This window comes from Stakelama sediminis (assembly GCF_014199335.1).
Lineage (GTDB): Bacteria > Pseudomonadota > Alphaproteobacteria > Sphingomonadales > Sphingomonadaceae > Sphingomonas > Sphingomonas sediminis.
Map to the genome: position 1 here is coordinate 1122224 of NZ_JACIJI010000001.1, position 17414 is coordinate 1139637.

At 61.2% G+C, this 17414-nt stretch carries 12 protein-coding genes; 3 read left to right on the forward strand and 9 right to left on the reverse strand.

Annotated features, from left to right (window positions below):
• Positions 1 to 128: 128 nt before the first annotated feature.
• The 4 genes from FHR23_RS05745 to FHR23_RS05760 form a co-directional block, all read right to left on the reverse strand.
• A complete protein-coding gene (locus FHR23_RS05745) occupies positions 129 to 2087 on the reverse strand; it encodes a glycoside hydrolase family 2 protein (RefSeq protein WP_221227350.1) in 1959 nt (652 codons plus the stop codon).
• 119 nt (positions 2088 to 2206) lie between these two features.
• Positions 2207 to 4606: a GH92 family glycosyl hydrolase gene (locus FHR23_RS05750; protein ID WP_246359688.1), complete on the reverse strand. Its 2400-nt coding sequence runs from the start codon at positions 4604 to 4606 to the stop codon at positions 2207 to 2209.
• 112 nt (positions 4607 to 4718) lie between these two features.
• Complete coding sequence (locus FHR23_RS05755; protein ID WP_184001911.1) at positions 4719 to 5981, reverse strand: sugar MFS transporter; 1263 nt, start codon at positions 5979 to 5981, stop codon at positions 4719 to 4721.
• A gap of 66 nt (positions 5982 to 6047) precedes the next feature.
• Positions 6048 to 6881, reverse strand: a complete 834-nt coding sequence (locus tag FHR23_RS05760) for a class I mannose-6-phosphate isomerase (protein ID WP_184001912.1) — start codon at positions 6879 to 6881, stop codon at positions 6048 to 6050.
• Positions 6882 to 7100: 219 nt separating this feature from the next.
• On the opposite strand from FHR23_RS05760, the gene FHR23_RS05765 reads away from it, so the two are divergent.
• Entirely contained in the window at positions 7101 to 8474 is a 1374-nt protein-coding gene (locus tag FHR23_RS05765) for a sugar porter family MFS transporter (RefSeq protein ID WP_184001913.1), read from the forward strand.
• A 20-nt stretch (positions 8475 to 8494) separates the two neighbouring features.
• On the opposite strand, the gene FHR23_RS05770 is transcribed toward FHR23_RS05765, so the two are convergent.
• Positions 8495 to 9739 carry an ROK family transcriptional regulator gene (locus FHR23_RS05770; RefSeq protein ID WP_184001914.1) on the reverse strand — a complete coding sequence of 415 codons (1245 nt, stop codon included), beginning with the start codon at positions 9737 to 9739 and terminating at the stop codon, positions 8495 to 8497.
• A 266-nt stretch (positions 9740 to 10005) separates the two neighbouring features.
• On the opposite strand from FHR23_RS05770, the gene FHR23_RS05775 reads away from it, so the two are divergent.
• Positions 10006 to 12351 carry a GH92 family glycosyl hydrolase gene (locus tag FHR23_RS05775; protein ID WP_184001915.1) on the forward strand — a complete coding sequence of 782 codons (2346 nt, stop codon included), beginning with the start codon at positions 10006 to 10008 and terminating at the stop codon, positions 12349 to 12351.
• On the opposite strand, the gene FHR23_RS05780 is transcribed toward FHR23_RS05775, so the two are convergent.
• Genes FHR23_RS05780 through FHR23_RS05795 form a run of 4 tightly spaced genes read right to left on the reverse strand, consistent with a single transcriptional unit; the run spans position 12352 to position 16825 of the window.
• The gene (locus FHR23_RS05780) at positions 12352 to 13329 is read right to left on the reverse strand and encodes a 50S ribosomal protein L11 methyltransferase (RefSeq protein ID WP_343043015.1); all 978 of its coding nucleotides are present in this window, start codon (positions 13327 to 13329) and stop codon (positions 12352 to 12354) included.
• 11 nt (positions 13330 to 13340) lie between these two features.
• Entirely contained in the window at positions 13341 to 14045 is a 705-nt protein-coding gene (locus tag FHR23_RS05785; RefSeq protein ID WP_184001916.1) for an SDR family NAD(P)-dependent oxidoreductase, read from the reverse strand.
• Positions 14046 to 14092: 47 nt separating this feature from the next.
• Positions 14093 to 15463 (reverse strand): methyl-accepting chemotaxis protein, encoded by a 1371-nt coding sequence (locus tag FHR23_RS05790; protein WP_246359689.1) that lies wholly within the window; start codon positions 15461 to 15463, stop codon positions 14093 to 14095.
• Positions 15464 to 15481: 18 nt separating this feature from the next.
• Positions 15482 to 16825, reverse strand: a complete 1344-nt coding sequence (locus tag FHR23_RS05795; RefSeq protein WP_246359690.1) for a methyl-accepting chemotaxis protein — start codon at positions 16823 to 16825, stop codon at positions 15482 to 15484.
• Between the two features lie 172 nt (positions 16826 to 16997).
• On the opposite strand from FHR23_RS05795, the gene sdhC reads away from it, so the two are divergent.
• On the forward strand, positions 16998 to 17414 hold the full coding sequence (gene sdhC / locus FHR23_RS05800; protein ID WP_184001917.1) for a succinate dehydrogenase, cytochrome b556 subunit: 417 nt from the start codon (positions 16998 to 17000) through the stop codon (positions 17412 to 17414).

Here is a 17414-nt window from a genome sequence, read left to right on the forward strand (position 1 = left end):
GATGAACAGAAATGCAGGTGCGGCAGCCCGAAACCTCCTTAAAAACCCATCAGAAATTCGACGGCGTTGCAGTGGTACGATGCGCCCGCTTCCGGCTTCACCCGCTACATTGCCGGGTGCAGAACGAATCAGGGATGCGAATCATCGTCCCATAACGGCGCCGCAATTCTGGCCAGCGCCTCAGGTGGCGCCTTCGACTGCGCCCGGTCATAGGTCAGGAGACCATTGATCTCGCCTTCGACGTCACTCGTCTGCGTGTAGACGGAAGCGCTGAGTCCGTCCTCTTTCGCTTCTTTGATTACCTGCTGCATCTTGCGGCGGAACCGGTCGAGATAATCCTGCGGCGTCCCGGCGACCTGATAGCTCCAGGTCTGGTTTTCGCGCCACAGATGCCCGCGGATCGGGTAGCCGATACCGCCATATTCGCCGAGCGCGATCGCCCGCCTTGCGTGAAATGCGGGGGTGTGCGGGACATCTTCATAGGTATGGATATCGAACACGTCGGAAACTCCCGGCGCGACATCCAGCCAGCCGGTATCCGCATCGACCAGTCGGCTGGGGTCCATACCCTTCACATAGCGCGCCAGCATGGCCGAATTATATTGTCCCCAGCCTTCATTGTTGATCACCCACAAGACGATGGAAGGAAAAGCGCGCAGATCGCCAATCATATGCGCCAGCTCATTCTGCTGCTCGTCCATGTCGTCGGACGAAAACACCGCCTGCACCTTGCTGCTGCCGGTAACGAACTGGTCCTCCCGGTCACTGCCCGCAGACGGCATGTCCTGCCAGATCAGCATACCGAGGTGATCGGCATCGTAATAATAGCGCGCCGGTTCCACCTTGATATGCTTGCGCACCATATTGAACCCGGCCTTTTTCAGGAAGACGAGGTCGCTTTTCATCGCCGCTTCCGACGGCGGCGTGTAGAGGCCATCGGGCCACCAGCCCTGATCCAGCGTCCCGTTTTCGAAATAGGGTTTGTTATTGAGCAGCATCACCGGCTGGCCATGCAGTCCGCCCGGTCCGATCGAAATCTTGCGCATGGCGAAATAGCCGTCGACGGTGTCCATCGGTGTTTCCGTGACTGCCGCATCGGCATAAGCCCGCTGCTCAGCCGCCGTGAACCGGGCGTCATAGGCGGCATGCCTGGGATCTTTTGCGCCTCTATAGGGATTTTTCACCCGCACCAGTTCGGCTTTCAGGTCATAGAGATACGGATCTTCCGGCGACCAGAGATGCGCATCGGGGATGTTGAGCGTCGCATGCCGGTTCGCGCGCACGATCGTCTGCGCAATGACCTTGCCGCCCGCACTGGCGGTCAGGCGGACGGCAGCCGTCCCGTCGGTGCCGCGATTGGTCGCGACATCGACGTCAACCACGCCCCGGTCGATATCGGACGTGGCGCGGATATCAGCGATGTGGAGCGGCGATACCGGCTCCAGCCATACGGTCTGCCAGATGCCGCTGACCGCTGTGTACCAGATGCCATCGGGATCGAGGATCTGCTTGCCGCGCGGCTGATTCCCCGCACTGGTCGGATCGGTCACCTCGACAGTCAGCCGGTTCGCCCCCGGTTTCAGATAGTCGGTAATGTCGAAGCTGAACGTGTCGTACCCGCCCTTGTGCGCACCCACGACCGCGCCGTTGACGAGTACCGTAGCCTGATAATCCACCGCACCGAAGTTCAGCATCACATGCTGGTCGTGCCAGTCGGCCGGGATCGTGAAGCTGCGGCGATACCAGATCCGGTCATTCGGCGTCACCTTGCGCGCCACGCGCGATAATTTCGATTCGACAGGAAAGGGCACAAGGATCTTGCCGTCCATCCGTTTCGGATCGGCAATCGCCTTTGGCCGGATGGCATAGTCCCACAACCCGTTGAGGTTCATCCACCGTGCACGCTGCATCTGGGGGCGCGGATAGCTGCGCCATGCATTTTGCGGCGTCACCTTCCTGCCCCAGCGCGTCATCAACGTGCTGGTATAGGCATGGTCGGAGGCGGGCTTTGCAACCGGGTGTGCAGCCGACTGCGTCAGGGCCATTCCCACAGCAATGCATGTCATCACGATCTTTATGGTGCGCATGATACGGCTCGCTTCCCGGCCCGTGTTGAGAAAAGGAGTCCCGGACGCCGTCTGGACAAGTCGTCCGGGACTCGAGTTGCCGTGCATACTGGGGGAGGACACACGGCTGGGTGCTCGATTCAATGCGGTCGCGACATGGACGGGGGCGCATCCGCGGGTTTCGCCCCCCATGCCTTGTTCGGTTTTGGCCCCATGACAAAGACGAACTTTCCGCCGTTTCTGATATCGTCATGGCTGAACCACGGCTTGTTCCAGGGCCGGCCGTTCAGCGTGGCCGACTGGATGTACGGGTTCGTCGGCGAATTGTTCTTCGCCTCCACTTCCAGCGTCCGGCCGTTACCCAGTTGCATCTTCACGTCGTCAAAGACCGGGCTGCCGATGATATAATCGGGGCTGGACGGGTCGACGGGATAAAAGCCCATTGCGCTGAAAACATACCAGGAGGAAGTCGCCCCCTGATCGTCCATGCCGGGATAGGCATAGCCCGATGCGTCGCTGCCATAGGTTTCCGCCAGAATCCGGCGTGTCAGCTGCTGGGTTTTCCACGGCTCGCCGCCCCAGTCATAATAATAGGCCACCTGTTGGTCGGGCTGGTTGCCCTGCACATATTGCCCGATCAGCCCGGTACAATCGCGGCAAATCCCCTTCGCGGTATAAGGCGTGGTGAAGAACTGATCGAGCTTCGCGTCGAATTTCGCCCGCCCGCCCAGCAGGTTCATCAACCCCTGCACGTCATGCGGAACCAGCCACAGCGTCGACCAGCCCGACGCCTCCTTCATCATGAAATTATAATAGGGCTCCTGCGGATCGAACGGCGAAATCCATTTCCCGTCGGCGGTACGCCCGCGCACGAACCCGATCGATGTGTCGAATACATTGCGATAATTATGCGCTCGTTTCAGGAACATGGCATAATCGTCCATCTTCCCGAGCCGCCTGGCATATTGTGCCATCGCATGATCGTCCCAGGCATATTCCAGCGTGGTCGCCGCGCCTGCCTTGCCGCCTGCATAAGGCGGGCTGGGATTGCCGTTGGGAATGACATCCGAAATCCAGCCCTGTTTCTGATATTCGGCGAGATAATGGCGCGGACCCGCGGGATCGGTCGCGTTCTTGCGCAGATACTCGTACACCGCCTTATAGTCGAAGGGGATGCCGCGTTCCCACGCGCCCAGATACATGAACACGGCATTGTCACCGTGGAACGACGTGTTCATGAACCCCTTTTCGCGCGCCATATCGAACTCGGACGCCATGACGTTGCGCATCAATTCCGGCTGAAGCAGCTCCAGCAGCACAATCTGGTTACGCCCGGTATCCCAGAACGGCACCGGGCTGTAGCGGTCATGCGTCGCGGTCTGCACCTTGCCGTTGCTGTCGGTGAATTTCTCTCCCTTCGCCGCGATCAGCCGGGGTGAGGAAAAGGACTGCAACAGGGTCGAATAAAACAGCATCCGTTGTTTCGGTGTACCACCGGTCACCTGCACCCGGTCCAGCAGCTTCGCCCATTGGTCGCGCGCGGCGGCGTGGACGCGGTCGAAATTCCAGCCTGCCAGTTCACCCTTCAACCGCGCCTCGGCCTGCGCATAGCTGGTGCCGTGCGCGATCTTCATCAGCACCTGTTCGCCATCGGTCGTGCGAAAGGTCACATAGGCACCGGCATAACTGCCCGACATGGTGCGCTGGCCGGGTTCCACATCCTTACTGCCGATGCCCCAGCCGGCATCGTTTCCCGGTGCTTTGCGGAACGTACCCACCTTGTCGAACGGTTTCGAAAATTCGGCGACGAAATAGGAACCGTCAATCGCCCCGCTGTCGGCGGAGCGGCCGCGGATGGTGCGGTCCCCCACCACCTCGACCATGCCGCCATGCGCGGGGAAATTGACCAGCACGTTGGAACGCGGACTTGCCGGAAAGGTGAAGCGCATCAGGCTCGCCCATTGCGTCGCCGTCAGCTCGACCTTTGTTTTGAACGTGTTGAGATAGACCGAATAATAGCCCGGCGACGCCTTTTCACGCGACTTGTCGTACCAGGATTCGCGATAGGCGGGCGGCGCCGACCAGTCGCCGACAACCGGCTGGATAATCGGCTCGGCATTGCCGCCATAGGTGGCGCCACCGCCACCGGAAAAGCCCAGCATCGTCGGATTGGTGTAATAATAGGGCGTCGGCACGCCGTTCGGATAAGATAGCGCGATATTGTTGTTGATCGGCGCTGCCTCGACCGAGGAATGCGGCAGGCGCGCGCCCGGCGAGGTCTGTCCGGTATATACCGGCTCACCGGGCGGCGGGGCGTTGCCGATCACCGATTGCTTGTCCAGCGGCGCGGTGCCGACCAGCGGATTGGCCAGGTCAACAGGAGAGACGGCGGCATTGCCTCGCCCGCCGTCCTGCGCTGAGGCAGACGCCAGTGCCAGTCCCAGCGAAAGCAGGAAAAAGGGCGGTAAGAACCGGGTGCATGCCCTAACCGGACCCGGCATGCGGCGTGCTGTTTTGGCGGTGAAAATGCCCTGCATCATTAGCCCCTCCCTGTTTTTTATGGCAGCATCGTTAAATAAACCAATTTGTTTGTCAAATTTATCCGGGCATATTATCTCTGCATTCGCCCGGGCAGCGGCACTGAATGCGGCTTCAGTGCGGGGATACTTCCGCCAAGTCACTCTGCGTTACGGGGGAACGCGCGGCACGCCAGCCGAACAATCCAATAATGCCGTAGCAGATCATGGGTACGAAAAAGGCGGTGAAGCGGCTGCCGCTGGCATCGGCCACCTGCGCGAAAATAAGGGGTACCAGCGCGCCACCGACAATCGCCATGCACAACAATCCTGATGTGGCCGATGAGGAAGCACTCGACCGTTCGATCGTCAGCGAGAAGATCACCGGGAACATGATCGAATTAAACAGGCCGACCGAAATCGCCAATATTCCTGCCGCCGGTCCGGTGATCTGGCTGATCGTCAGGCACAGCAGCGCCGCCACGCTTGCCGCACCGGTCAGCAGCGGCCCTGCAGGCAGTTTGTACAGCAATCCCGATCCCACGAACCGGCCGATCATCGCGCCCAGCCAGTACAGGCTGACGAGACTGCCCGCCTTGACCGCGGTGACCGCAAGGACGTCGGGCTGTTCCAGAAAGTTCACCATCGTGCTGCCGATTGTCACTTCCGCACCGACATAGACGAAGATCGACAGCGCACCCGCCAGTGCCCATGGCGAGGAAAAGGCGCTGGCGATCGACGTACCGGCTTCGACAGACGGGGCGGCTGCGGTAATGCGATGGCGAACGCGGTAGAGAAACAGCGCCAGGATGCCGATAACCACCGCAATGAAGATATAGGCAATGTCGATCCGTCCCAGCGAATAGGCGATCTTCGCCTCCGTTACCGGCCCGCCGTCGAACAAGCCGCCCTGCAGCAGCGTCTGGGCAGCAAGGATCGGGGCGACCACGGTACCCAGCGAATTGAACGCCTGGCTCAGCACGAGACGGAAATGCGACCGTTCGGGTTTTCCCAGCGATGCAGAGAGCGGGTTTGCGGCCACCTGCAGCAGAGTAATTCCCGATGCGATGACGAACAGGCCGACCAGCACCAGCGGATAGGCACGGACGAAGGTCGCCAGCGGCATCAGCAGACAGCCGAGAATCATCGTCGCCAGCGCCGCGATGATGGAATTGGCTGCACCCAGCCGCCCCATGATCGCCGCCGCGGGCAGCGACACGATGCCATACGCCATGAAGAACGCGAATTGCGTCAGGAAACTCTCGGTATCGGTCAGCGAAAAGATCGCCTTCACCGCCGGAATCAGGATGTCGTTGACCGCCGTCACCGCTCCCCAGATAAAGAACAGCATGGTGACATAGGCGAATGTCCAGCCGGTGCCGGTCCGATTATCCTGCATTGTCTTTCTCTTCCTGTCCTCGCTGCGACAAGCGCCGACGCCCGATGCGCAGGCGTCTCCATTGACTCAGATTGTGTTGTTACGTCGGGTTCCGGGATAGGCGAGCAACAGGTCGCAGCCCGCCTCTCCTTCCAGTTGCACCCGTCCCTCGAGCAAAAGGCATTGGCCTGCGTGAAAGTTCAGGTCATCCGCCTGCCCTTTTCCAGCAATCGGGATCAGCCAGCCGCTGGCCCCCTCCGGATGCGTCAGCGTGCGGCTGCCCGAACCCAGCCTTTCGAGCACGAATTTCGGTCCCTCGACAAGGATGCTGCGCCCCTGTGCTATCCGTCCCGGCGCTGCTTGCGGGGTGTAGGGCCGGGCGTCGGCCACCGCTATCCCGTCGTCGAGATGCAGCTCGCGCGGTCGCCCGTAATCGTAGAGCCGATAGGTGGTTTCCGAATTCTGCTGCACCTCGATCAGGGTAATGCCCTTGCCGATCGCATGGACGGTACCGGACGCTGAATAGAAAAAATCGCCTGCCCGGACCGGCTTCCAGTCGAGCAGATCTTCGATACTGCCGTCCAGCGCCGCCGATCGCAGCGTTTCCCTGTCGACCGATTGTTTCGTTCCCAGCGCAATCGTCGAATCCGCGTCCGCATCGAGGATCAGCCAGCATTCATCCTTACCCCGCGGGAGGCCGCGCGCGCGCGCCTGTGCATCGTCGGGGTGCACCTGCACCGACAACCGCTCGCTGGTGAAGAGATATTTGATGAGCAGATCGGGCGCTGCATCGCCGGGGGCCTGAAACCATATCTCGCCAATCGGCGCACCGTCAGCAGGGGCCTCGGCGAACGCACCCCATAGCTGATGACGCCCCCAGGGCTTTTCGACACGATGGGTCGCCAGACGCGTTGCAGGCAAGTTTTCCTCCCGGTTCGTCCGCCGGTTGTTTCCGCGCGGTTCATATCGAGGCACCGTCACCGGTTCCGGTGCAGCGCATTCTATCAACCCGAAGCCTGCCGCCCGGTCGCAAAAACGTCAAGATAATAACGAAATTTAATTTATTTGTTCTTTTGTCGCATGTCTGGCATTTGCAACCCATAGAAAAACATATCGCAAAGCGATCTGCCGGAGAGAAACATGCGCGGGGCAACGGATCAGGAGAGGGATTCCGCCCGAAAGGGACAAAGCACGCGGAACAATGGCACGATACTGGCCGCTGCCATCGGAACGGCGGCGCTTGCCGGCTTGCTGTTCGGATTCGACACCGCCGTTATCGCAGGCGTTACCGGCGATCTGACTCGCTTGTTCGCCCTCACTCCCGAAACGCTGGGTGTCACGGTTTCGGCAGCGCTCTGGGGAACATTGATCGGCGCACTATCGGCAGGAAAGCCCGGCGACTCCTTTGGCAGTCGCAACAGCCTGCGCGTCCTCGCCGCCTTTTATTTCGTCGCAGGGCTGGGTTGCGCGCTGGTATCGAACTGGTCGGCATTTCTGGTGTTCCGTTTTATCTGCGGCCTTGCGATCGGTGGCTCTTCAGTGCTGGCACCGGTCTATATCGCTGAAATCGCACCGGCGCGGCATCGCGGGCTGCTGGTCGGCCTGTTCCAGTTGATGATCGTGATCGGCATTCTGGTTGCATATCTCAGCAATGCCGCCATCGCCGGGCTGATCGGCGACGCCACGGCGTGGCGATGGAAACTGGGCGTCACCGCCGCACCCGCGCTAATCTTTTTCATCCTGTTGTTCGCCATTCCCGACAGCCCGCGCTGGCTAATGACCAGGGGGCGGCGCGACGAAGCCGATGATGCCCTTGCCCGGATCGGGTTGACGCCTGAAGCGGCAGCGGCGGAACTCCACCGCATCGAACAGGCGCTGCAACGCGATCCCGCCGATGAGAAACTGTCCTGGCATCGTCATCGCAAACCGATTCTGCTCGCCATATCGGTGGCGATGTTCAATCAGCTCGCGGGCATCAACGCCGTTCTCTACTATCTCAACGACATCTTCGCGCGCGCCGGCTCGCTTTCGCCGGACCGTCAGGCGATCCTGATCGGCATCGCCAATCTGGTCTTCACGCTTGTCGGCATGGCACTGATCGACCGGCTGGGACGCAAGACCCTGTTGCTGATCGGGGCCACGGGGATGGTCCTTTGCCTTGGTGCTGCTGCGGCCGTGCTGTTCGGTGCCATCGCAAACGCCGTGATGCTGCCGGCATTGATCGGTTTCATCGCTTTTTTCGCGACCAGTCAGGGCGCTGTGATCTGGGTCTATATCTCGGAAATATTTCCTACCCCGATCCGCGCACGCGGCAGTGCGCTGGGCGCCGGTACGCACTGGCTGATGAATGCGCTGATCGCAGGAGTCTTCCCGGTGCTGGTGGCGTGGTCGCCGGGTGCCCCCTTTGCCATTTTCGCAGCCGCCATGGTCGTACAACTGCTGGTCGTTGCCACCTTTTTCCCCGAAACGCGCGGCGTCGATCTGGATCTCATGGCAGAGCGGATGACGGCATAGCTGTTTTCGTCCTGCTGCAGTTAACGCCCCGCCTGCATCAGGATCGATTCCGACGGCAGAACCGTGTCCAGAAACGGGATGATCGCAGCGCCGATAGCCGACGCATCATCCGCCGTTTCGCCGCGCCGGACCGGTGCGATCGCGGGCAGACTGAACGTCGCCATCCTGTCGTTCAGCCGCTCGACCAGTGCATCGGCCAGCCTGCCCGGCAACCGGCCGCCGATCACGATCGCCGAAGGGTTGATCAGACAATTCACGGCAATCAGCGGCTGCACGAGCGCCGCTGCCGCATCATCCAGCCATTCTTCGATGATTGCCATCTTCTCCGGCGAACTGTCGTTCAGCAGGGCACTGGGCCGCTCAACCGCATGGCCCGCTGCTTCCAGCCGCGCGTAAATTGCCGAAAGCGACACGGTATCCTGCACATTCGCCCCTGCGCCGCGTGCAGGGTCCGGCATTGCCCAGATTTCACCCGAACGCGAATCCGCGCCACGCACATAGGTTCGGTCGATGACCAGCCCCCCGCCCAGACCTGCACTGATCAGCAAATAGAAAAAGCTGGGCAATTCAATCCCATTGCCCAGATTGGCCTCGCCCAAAGCAGCCGACGCCGCATCATTATCGGCATAGAGCGGCCAGGGCATAACCTCATGCAGCAATTCCCTCAGATCGATCCCGTTCCAGGCATCATATTCCTGCGGTCGATGCGGCAAAGAAATTTGCCCCAGATCGTCGGGAAGCGCGACCCCGACACCGAGAATACGGCTTCGGTCGAGTCCCCCTTCCTCAAGCAATTGCGGCAATACCTTGCGAATATATTCTGCAACCGTACCGGGAAGGGCAAAGGCGATCTCACAGGACTGGCGGCTGCGGATTTTTCCGGCGAGGTCGAGCGCGATAAGCGTGATATGGTCGCGGTCGATATTCAGCCCGATCGAAAACGCACCATCGGGATTGATGACGATCCGCATCGCCGGCTGACCCCGCCTGCCCTGCAACCGCCCCGCAGGTTTGATCAGGCCGAGGTCCATCAGGCGTTTGGTAATATTGGCGATAGTCGGCGACGTCAGACCCGTCACCCGCGCCAGTTCGCTGCGCGTCGTTTCTTCGGCAAGACGAATTGCCTGCAACACGATCCGCTGGTTGTAATCGCCAGCACGTTCAAGGTTGGTACCGGACAGACTCAGCGTCAGTCGAGCGTCTCTGGCGTCCCTGCCGTTTAAGGCCGGTTGTATGGTATCATAGCCGGGAAGCTTGAACGTCATATAGGCCGATCTCCGACTTTGATACCGCAACCAATCCCCGTCAGCCCGCGTTTCCGGTTAAAACATCATCAAGGCAAGAGATTTAATAACTCAACTTTCATAAAGCGGATCAATTTAAGGCTGTCAATGCTCCGGCCGCGATCAGATGAGCACATTTCCCCTCTCTGAAGGACAAAGGTTCCAACGCCCGACGCATGCGACGCGCCCTGCCCTGCCAAGACAGAATTGCGCTTTCATTTATATAATCAATTTGCTTTGATAGGATTATGCGCCAGCTTCTCCGCACCATTATCGCGTCAAACGCCCTGATCGGCCTCGTCACGACTCCCGTTGCCATCGCGCAACCGCGGCAGGCCACGCCCTATGACACGGCCGATCCGATGATCGGAACCGGTGGTGAAGGCCACACCTTCCCCGGTGCGGTCGCGCCGTTCGGCATGGTACAGCTCTCCCCCGATACCGATACGACCTGCCAGATCCGCAAATGCTATGGCCATGCGGCGGGCTATCGCTACACCGATCCAACGATTCAAGGGTTCAGCCACACCCATTTTTCGGGTGCGGGCCATTCCGATCTTGGCGATTTTCTGGTGATGCCGGTCAGCGGCGACGATGTGCAACTGGAACCCGGCAGCAGCGACGATCCCGGCTCGGGATATCGCTCGCGCTTCAGCCATTCGACGGAGGTCGCGACGCCCGGCTATTACGCCGTCACGCTGTCGGACTACGATGTGCGCGCCGAAATGACGGCGGGAACGCGTGTCGGCGTGCATCGCTATACCTTCCCCGCCGACAAGGCGGCGCATCTCGTCTTCGACCTGCGCACGTCGATGTACAATTATCCGGGTAAGGTACTCTGGTCGACCGTACGGATGCGCGACGATCACACGCTGACCGGTTGTCGCCAGACACGCGGCTGGGCACCCGACCGCATCCTGTGCTTCGCCATGCGGTTTTCGCAGCCGCTGACCGGCCATGCCTTTGTCGATACCGAGAAAAACATCGCCTATAAGGGCTTTCAGGGGCCGGGCCGCGGCACCGATACGGTTGCATACAGGCAGGGCCGCGCTCTCGTTGCACGCCTCGACTTTGGCAAGCTTGCCAAACCGTTGGAAGTAAAGGTCGCGATCTCCTCGGTCGATGAGGCCGGCGCGCTCAACAACCTTGCCAGCGAACCCGGCGATTTCGATACGATCCGCGCAAAAACGAAGGCACAATGGCAAAAGGCGCTTGGCGTGATCGACATCGACGCGCCACAGGCGACACGCACCAACCTCTATACCGCGCTCTATCATGCGCTGATCGCACCCTCGGTCGCGGGCGATGCCGACGGGCGTTATCGCGGGCCCGACAATCAGGTGCATCGGACCAAGGGCTACACCTTCCGCTCGACCTTCTCGTTATGGGATACGTTTCGCGCCGAACAGCCGCTCTTGACGCTGATCCAGCCCGAAGACGTCAACGCCGACATCATCCGCTCGCTGCTCGTCAGCCAGCAGGACAGCCCGTTCGGCATCCTGCCCGTCTGGCAGTTTCAGGGGCGCGAGACGTGGACGATGATCGGCTATCATGCCGTGCCGATCATCGCCGATGCCTATCTGAAGGGGATCAAAGGGTTCGACGCCGACGAGGCGCTGAGAGCGATGGTCGCCAGCGCCACCTATGGTCCCTATGGCGACCTGAAAGACTATATGAAGATGGGCTATGTGCCGATCGACAAGGAACCGGAAGCGGCCTCCAAGACGGTCGAATATGCCTATGACGACTGGACGATCGCGCGCATGGCGCAGGCGATGGGGCGGCAGGACATCGCCCAGCGATTCTACAAGCGCGCGGGCTATTGGCGAAACACCTTCGATCCCAAGACCGGCTTCGTCCGTGCGAAGAAATCCGACGGACAGTTCCGCACCCCGTTCGATCCGACCGCGATCAACTATGGCTCGGATTATACCGAGGGCAATGCCTGGCAATATAGCTGGTTCGTGCCGCAGGATCAGACGGCGCTGTTCAAGGCGATGGGCGGCGACAAGGCGGTTGTCGCCAAGCTCGACCAGATGTTCGACTATGACAATTCAAAGCTCGATTACAGCCATGCCGAGGACATTGCCGGGCTGATCGGGCAATATATCCACGGCAACGAACCCAGCCACCATGTCGCCTATCTCTATGACTATGCCGGCGCACCGTGGAAGACGCAGGGTCGTCTGAAACAAATCGTCGATACGCAGTACAAGCCGACGCCCGACGGCCTTTCCGGCAATGACGATCTGGGCCAGATGTCGGCCTGGCTGATCTTCACCTCGCTCGGCTTCTATCCGGTGACACCGGGCAGCCTGCAATATGTCATCGGACGGCCCTTCGTGAACCGCGCGGCGATGCACCTGCCCAATGGCAAGACCTTCACCGTGATCGCCGATCATATGGACGGCGCGCACCCCTATGTCGGCAGCGTGACGCTGAACGGAAAGCCGCTCAACCGCAGCTATATCACGCATCGGGAGATCATGGACGGCGGCACGCTGCACTTCGTCATGCAGGCGCAGCCGAACAAGACATGGGCGACCTCGCCCGCGTCACGACCCTATTCGATGAGTACGACCCGCAGCCAGTAACTACCAGCTACCGAAACCCGGCGCGATGCCGCTGCCGTCCGGGCCGGAGCGCGTGACGCGCGGCGTGCCATGGCGGGCCCGCTTGACGAAACGCAGCGTGGGCCACTCGCCGTCAATCCATCCGGCCAGCCGCAGCCCCTGACGGCGATAGGCGCGGGCCACGGTTGCGGCCTGCCGGTCGAGCAGTCCGGCAAGGATCAGCGTCCCGCCTTCCGCCAGCGCTGCACACAGGCTCGGCGCCAGTTCGATCAGCGGCCCGGCGAGGATATTGGCAATCAGCAGGTCATAAGGCGCGCGCCGGATCAGCATGGGATGATCCAGCCCTGCTGCGACCGCCAGCGTCAACCGCCCCGGCGCGCTGCCCATCGGCACCCCGTTCGCGACCGCATTCTCACGCGTCACCGTAATCGACATCGGATCGATATCCGACGCGGTGGCGGACGCAGCGGGCCATAAATGCATGGCGGCAAAGGCAAGCAGCCCGGTGCCAGTGCCCACATCCATGATATTATGGAACCGATGCCCGCTGCGCTTCAACGCGTCGAGCGTCTTCAGGCAGCCGCCGGTCGTGTCATGCGATCCGGTGCCGAAGGCAAGCCCCGCCTCGATGAGGAAGGATTTTGCGCCCTCCGGCGCCACACCTTTGTTGGTGCTGGTATGCACATAAAAGCGTCCGGCATGCACCGGCTCGATCCCGGCCTGGCTGAGCGTTACCCAGTCCTGTTCGGCGATCCGTTCGGGCCGCGCATCCGATTGCGCCGCACTGGGCACCAGCGCCCTGATCGCGGCGACCGTCGCAGCATCGGGCTCGGCATCGAAAAAAGCCTCAAGCTGCCAGGCGCCAGGATCATCCTCCACGCGCTCGCTGGTCATCAGCACCGGCGGCGGCTCCAGCGCGGCAAGTCCCGGCGGGTCGAATGCAAGCGCCTCCGCCTCCGCACGCGTACACGGCAGCGTCAGTTTCCAGCTATCGGCCACGGTCCGCCTCCCTATCGCACGAAGCTGGCGCCGTTGGCGTCGATCACCGCACCGGTCATCGAACCCGGCGCTTCGAGTGCGCAAAACCGCGCGATGGTCGCGATTTCCTCCGGCGTGGCGACCCGACCCAGTGGGATGTCGGCAAGCAGTTGCGGTCCCCCGCGGCTGGCGAGATAGTCCTCTGCCATCCCGGTCATGGTGAAGCCGGGGCAGATGGCGAAGGCAAGGATGCCTTCGCCGCCATAGCCGCGCGCGATCGTCTTGGTCATCGCTACCATACCGGCCTTGGCCGCCGCATAATGCCAGTGTTTCGGGCTGTCGCCGCGATAGGCGGCGCGGCTGGCGACATTGACGATCCGCCCTTCGCGCCCGTTTTCCTGCCAGTGGCGTACCGCGAGGCGGCACAATTCGGCAGACGCGGTCAGATTGACCTGCATCGTGCGCTGCCAGTCAGCCACCCAGTCCTCATGCGGCTGATCGAGCGCGGAAGCCTCGAAAATTCCGGCATTGTTGATCAGCACGTCGATCCGGCCATCGAGTGCGTCAAGCGCGCGCTGCCACAGGCTTTTGGGGGCTGCAGGATCGGTGAAGTCGGCGGCGGTATGGCTGGCGGTGGCATGACGCACCAAACGCACGTCTGGCCTGTCGAGTGCATCGGCAATCGCCGCGCCAATGCCTCGGCTGGCACCGGTCAGCAAAATATGGGTATTGCTCATGCACCTGCCCTACCCCGCCGGACGCGATCAGGCAAAGGGCGCAATGATCAGCCTGCCACGCGCGAGGCGAAATCGTCGGCCGCCGCCTTCAGCTTGATAAGCTTGGCATCGATATCCTTCGACTCCATGCCCAGTCTGTCGATTTCGCCGGCCATGCCTTCGGTGTCGGACCGGATAGCGGCAATCGTCTCCGACATTGTTTTTGCCGCGAGCGCGGTTTCATCGACCGCAGCGGTGATGGCCGTCACCGTGCCGGCCTGTTCCTGCATGGCGGCACGAATACGCTGTGCCGATTCACGTACTTCGCCGACCGATTCGCGAACCGACCCGTTGCTGATGACGGTGCTTCTCGCTGCGTCCTGAATCGACGCGATCTGTGCGGCGATATCGTCGGTTGCACGCGCGGTCTGACTGGCGAGATTCTTTACTTCCTGCGCCACCACGGCAAAGCCGCGCCCGGCATCGCCCGCGCGTGCCGCCTCGATGGTCGCATTGAGCGCCAGCAAATTGGTCTGTCCGGCAATGTCACGGATCAGTTTCAGGATCGATTCGATCGATTCGGCATGTTCGGACAGGGTTTGCGAAACCCGGACAGCCTGTCCCGCCTGATCGGATGTCCGATCGGCGATCGCGGCCGACACTTCCACTTCGCTGCGCGCATCTTCGATCGCCCGGATCAGCCCGGCCGCCGTTTCCGCCGCCGAGCGCATCGCCGCGGCCGATTGTTCCGCCGCCATTGCGACCTCATTGGTCCTGCCCAGCGTGCCGTGCGCGGCCTGCGACACCGTCACCGCCTGATCACGCATCCGGTTGCCGAGTACCGACGTTCCCTCGATCACTTCAGCGATATTGGCGCGAAAATGCCGTGCACCGACCCGGCGTATCTTGCGGCTGCGCTCCGCATCCTGCGCACCGAGACTGGTCGCCATGACCTCCGCCTCCAGCATTCCCAGCCGCTGTACGGCATCGCACAGCACGGCAAGATGGGCGCTCCCCGGCTCCAGCCGCCGCATCAAAATGGCAATGACCTGGCTGTTGACCAGCGCCATGCTGCTGAACAGCGCCGGCAAGGGAATGGCCGAACGATTCGCTTGCTGGGCATATTGCTGCGCAGCGCGCAACCAATCCTCGCCGGTCGACTCTCTGAATCGCAACAGGATATAGGAAGCCGTTGCCTCGACACGCCGCCGCAAGCGGTCACCGGTCAGATGCGGGCGCACATGCGCAACCGCGTCCAGCGACAGATAATGCTGCCAGAACGCTTCGCCGACGGATATTGCGTCTTCCGCGATCAGGTCGTGGATTTCTACGCAGCGCGGGGATAGTGCGCCGGTTTCGTCATAGTCACGAATCCGGTCGCGCATGGAACGATCACCACCGCTCCATCCGCCCAGAAACTCCTCCTCGGCACTCTCCATTCAGGTTCCAATCCCGTTTTACACGGCGACTTTGCTGACGAAGTCGCTCGCGCTGTTCTTCAGGCTGCTCAATTCCCCATCGAGCGTGGCAAAGCCCTGCCCGACTTTGTCGATGTCGCTGGCGACGCCCTCGGTATCCTCACGGATCGCCGCGATCGTGGACGACATTGAATCGGCGGCAAGCGCGGTTTCATCGACCGCAGCCGTGATCGCCGTCACGGTCTGCGCCTGTGCTTCCATCGCGCTGCGAATACGTCCGGCTGACTCCCGGACCTCTGCCACGGTTGTCGAGACCGAAGCGCTGCTCATCACCGTGGATTTGGTCGCCGCCTGTATCGCGGCGATCTTGGCGGCAATATCGTCGGTGGCGCGTGCGGTCTGACTCGCCAGGCTCTTCACCTCCTGTGCAACCACCGCAAAACCACGTCCGGCATCGCCTGCGCGCGCCGCTTCGATCGTCGCATTGAGCGCCAGCAAATTGGTCTGCCCGGCAATATCGCGGATCAGGCCCAGAATCGATTCAATCGACTTCGCATGGTCAGAAAGCGCATTCGATGTCTCAACCGCATCGCCGGCCTGTACGCCTGCGCGATTAGCGATTTCCGCTGCGACTTCCACCTCGCTGCGCGCATCCTCAATCGCGCGAATCAGTCCGGCCGCGGTATGCGCGGCTTCGCGCATGGCAATCGCCGACTGTTCCGCCGCCGCCGCGACCTCGCTGGTCTTGTCCAGCATACCGCGCGCGGCGGTTGAGGTGTCCACCGCCTGCGACCGCAATTCGGCGCTTTCGCCAGACGCGCGCTCAACCGTGATGCCAATGCTGTCACGAAATTCCGTGGTCAGGCGATCACGCGCAACATGTGCGCTATATTCGCGATAACAGTTGTAGAGCGCGACCGTGATATCGCTTTCCAGCGCCGACAACCGCATCAGCGTGTCAATCAGCGCGGCCAGATGATCGTCATCGCGATCGATCTTGCGCATCAGAATGTCGAGCGCGGCGCGGTCGCTGGCGCTGATCATCGACAACAGCGCCATCGGGGGGACATCCGAAGCATAGGCTGCTGCCACGGAGCGTTCGATCGATTCGACCCAGACGCGTCCTTGCGTATCAAGGAAGCGATTGCGCAGAAACACGCAGCCCAGATCGATCATTTTTTCGGTTTCGTGCGGTGCCCAGGCTTTGTTGTCCGAAAAGCATCGCAGCCATTGTTGCCAATAGGCTTCCGAAATGGCGCGCTCATCCTCCTGAAGCACGGCCCAGACTTCCTTTGCCTGTTCCAGCAGAGTTCCGTCCACATCGAAGGCACGAAGCCGCCCTGTCAGATCGATTTCACCAGCCAGTTTCCCGATAACGGGCAAATCTTTTTTGCTCGATGCGGTGCTCACGAATGCCTTGCCCCTGAATATTTCGCATAATGCAGGGCCCCAATTAGGCCGAAAGAAGTTAAGGCCCGGTTAGCCAAAGCAACCGCTTTGACTTGAAACATTGCGCATGAACGGTAAGTAGCGCTTCACGGAAAGGAACCCGATCTTGGCTAGCGCTTCTCCACACACCCGCCCCCTGTCCCCGCACCTCACCGCATGGAAATGGGGTGCGAACATGCTGGTATCCATTCTCCACCGCGTTACCGGCGACGGGATGGCGCTGGTCGGCACCGTTCTGATCGTGTGGTGGCTGGCCGCACTTTCCGGCGGCAGTGCAAGCTACGCGGCGTTCATGAACGTCTTCACGCTGCATACCGGCGCGTTGAATGTGATCGGCTATATCGTCGGCATCGGCCTGACGCTGTGCTTCTTTCAGCATCTGGCAAGCGGCATCCGGCACTTCATCCTGGATGTCGGCGCAGGCTATGAGTTGAAGGCCAATCGCCGCTATTCGATATTGACCATCGTCTTTTCGATCCTCGCCACCGCGGCCTTCTGGGCCTATCTGATCTGGGGCAAATAA

Bases quoted from the DNA above. Each gene is read 5' to 3' on its own strand.
- FHR23_RS05745 (WP_221227350.1), bottom strand. From the start codon at position 2,087: ATGCGCACCATAAAGATCGTGATGACATGCATTGCTGTGGGAATGGCC.
- FHR23_RS05750 (WP_246359688.1), bottom strand. From the start codon at position 4,606: ATGATGCAGGGCATTTTCACCGCCAAAACAGCACGCCGCATGCCGGGT.
- FHR23_RS05755 (WP_184001911.1), bottom strand. From the start codon at position 5,981: ATGCAGGATAATCGGACCGGCACCGGCTGGACATTCGCCTATGTCACC.
- FHR23_RS05765 (WP_184001913.1), top strand. From the start codon at position 7,101: ATGCGCGGGGCAACGGATCAGGAGAGGGATTCCGCCCGAAAGGGACAA.
- FHR23_RS05770 (WP_184001914.1), bottom strand. From the start codon at position 9,739: ATGACGTTCAAGCTTCCCGGCTATGATACCATACAACCGGCCTTAAAC.
- FHR23_RS05775 (WP_184001915.1), top strand. From the start codon at position 10,006: ATGCGCCAGCTTCTCCGCACCATTATCGCGTCAAACGCCCTGATCGGC.
- FHR23_RS05785 (WP_184001916.1), bottom strand. From the start codon at position 14,045: ATGAGCAATACCCATATTTTGCTGACCGGTGCCAGCCGAGGCATTGGC.
- FHR23_RS05790 (WP_246359689.1), bottom strand. From the start codon at position 15,463: ATGGAGAGTGCCGAGGAGGAGTTTCTGGGCGGATGGAGCGGTGGTGAT.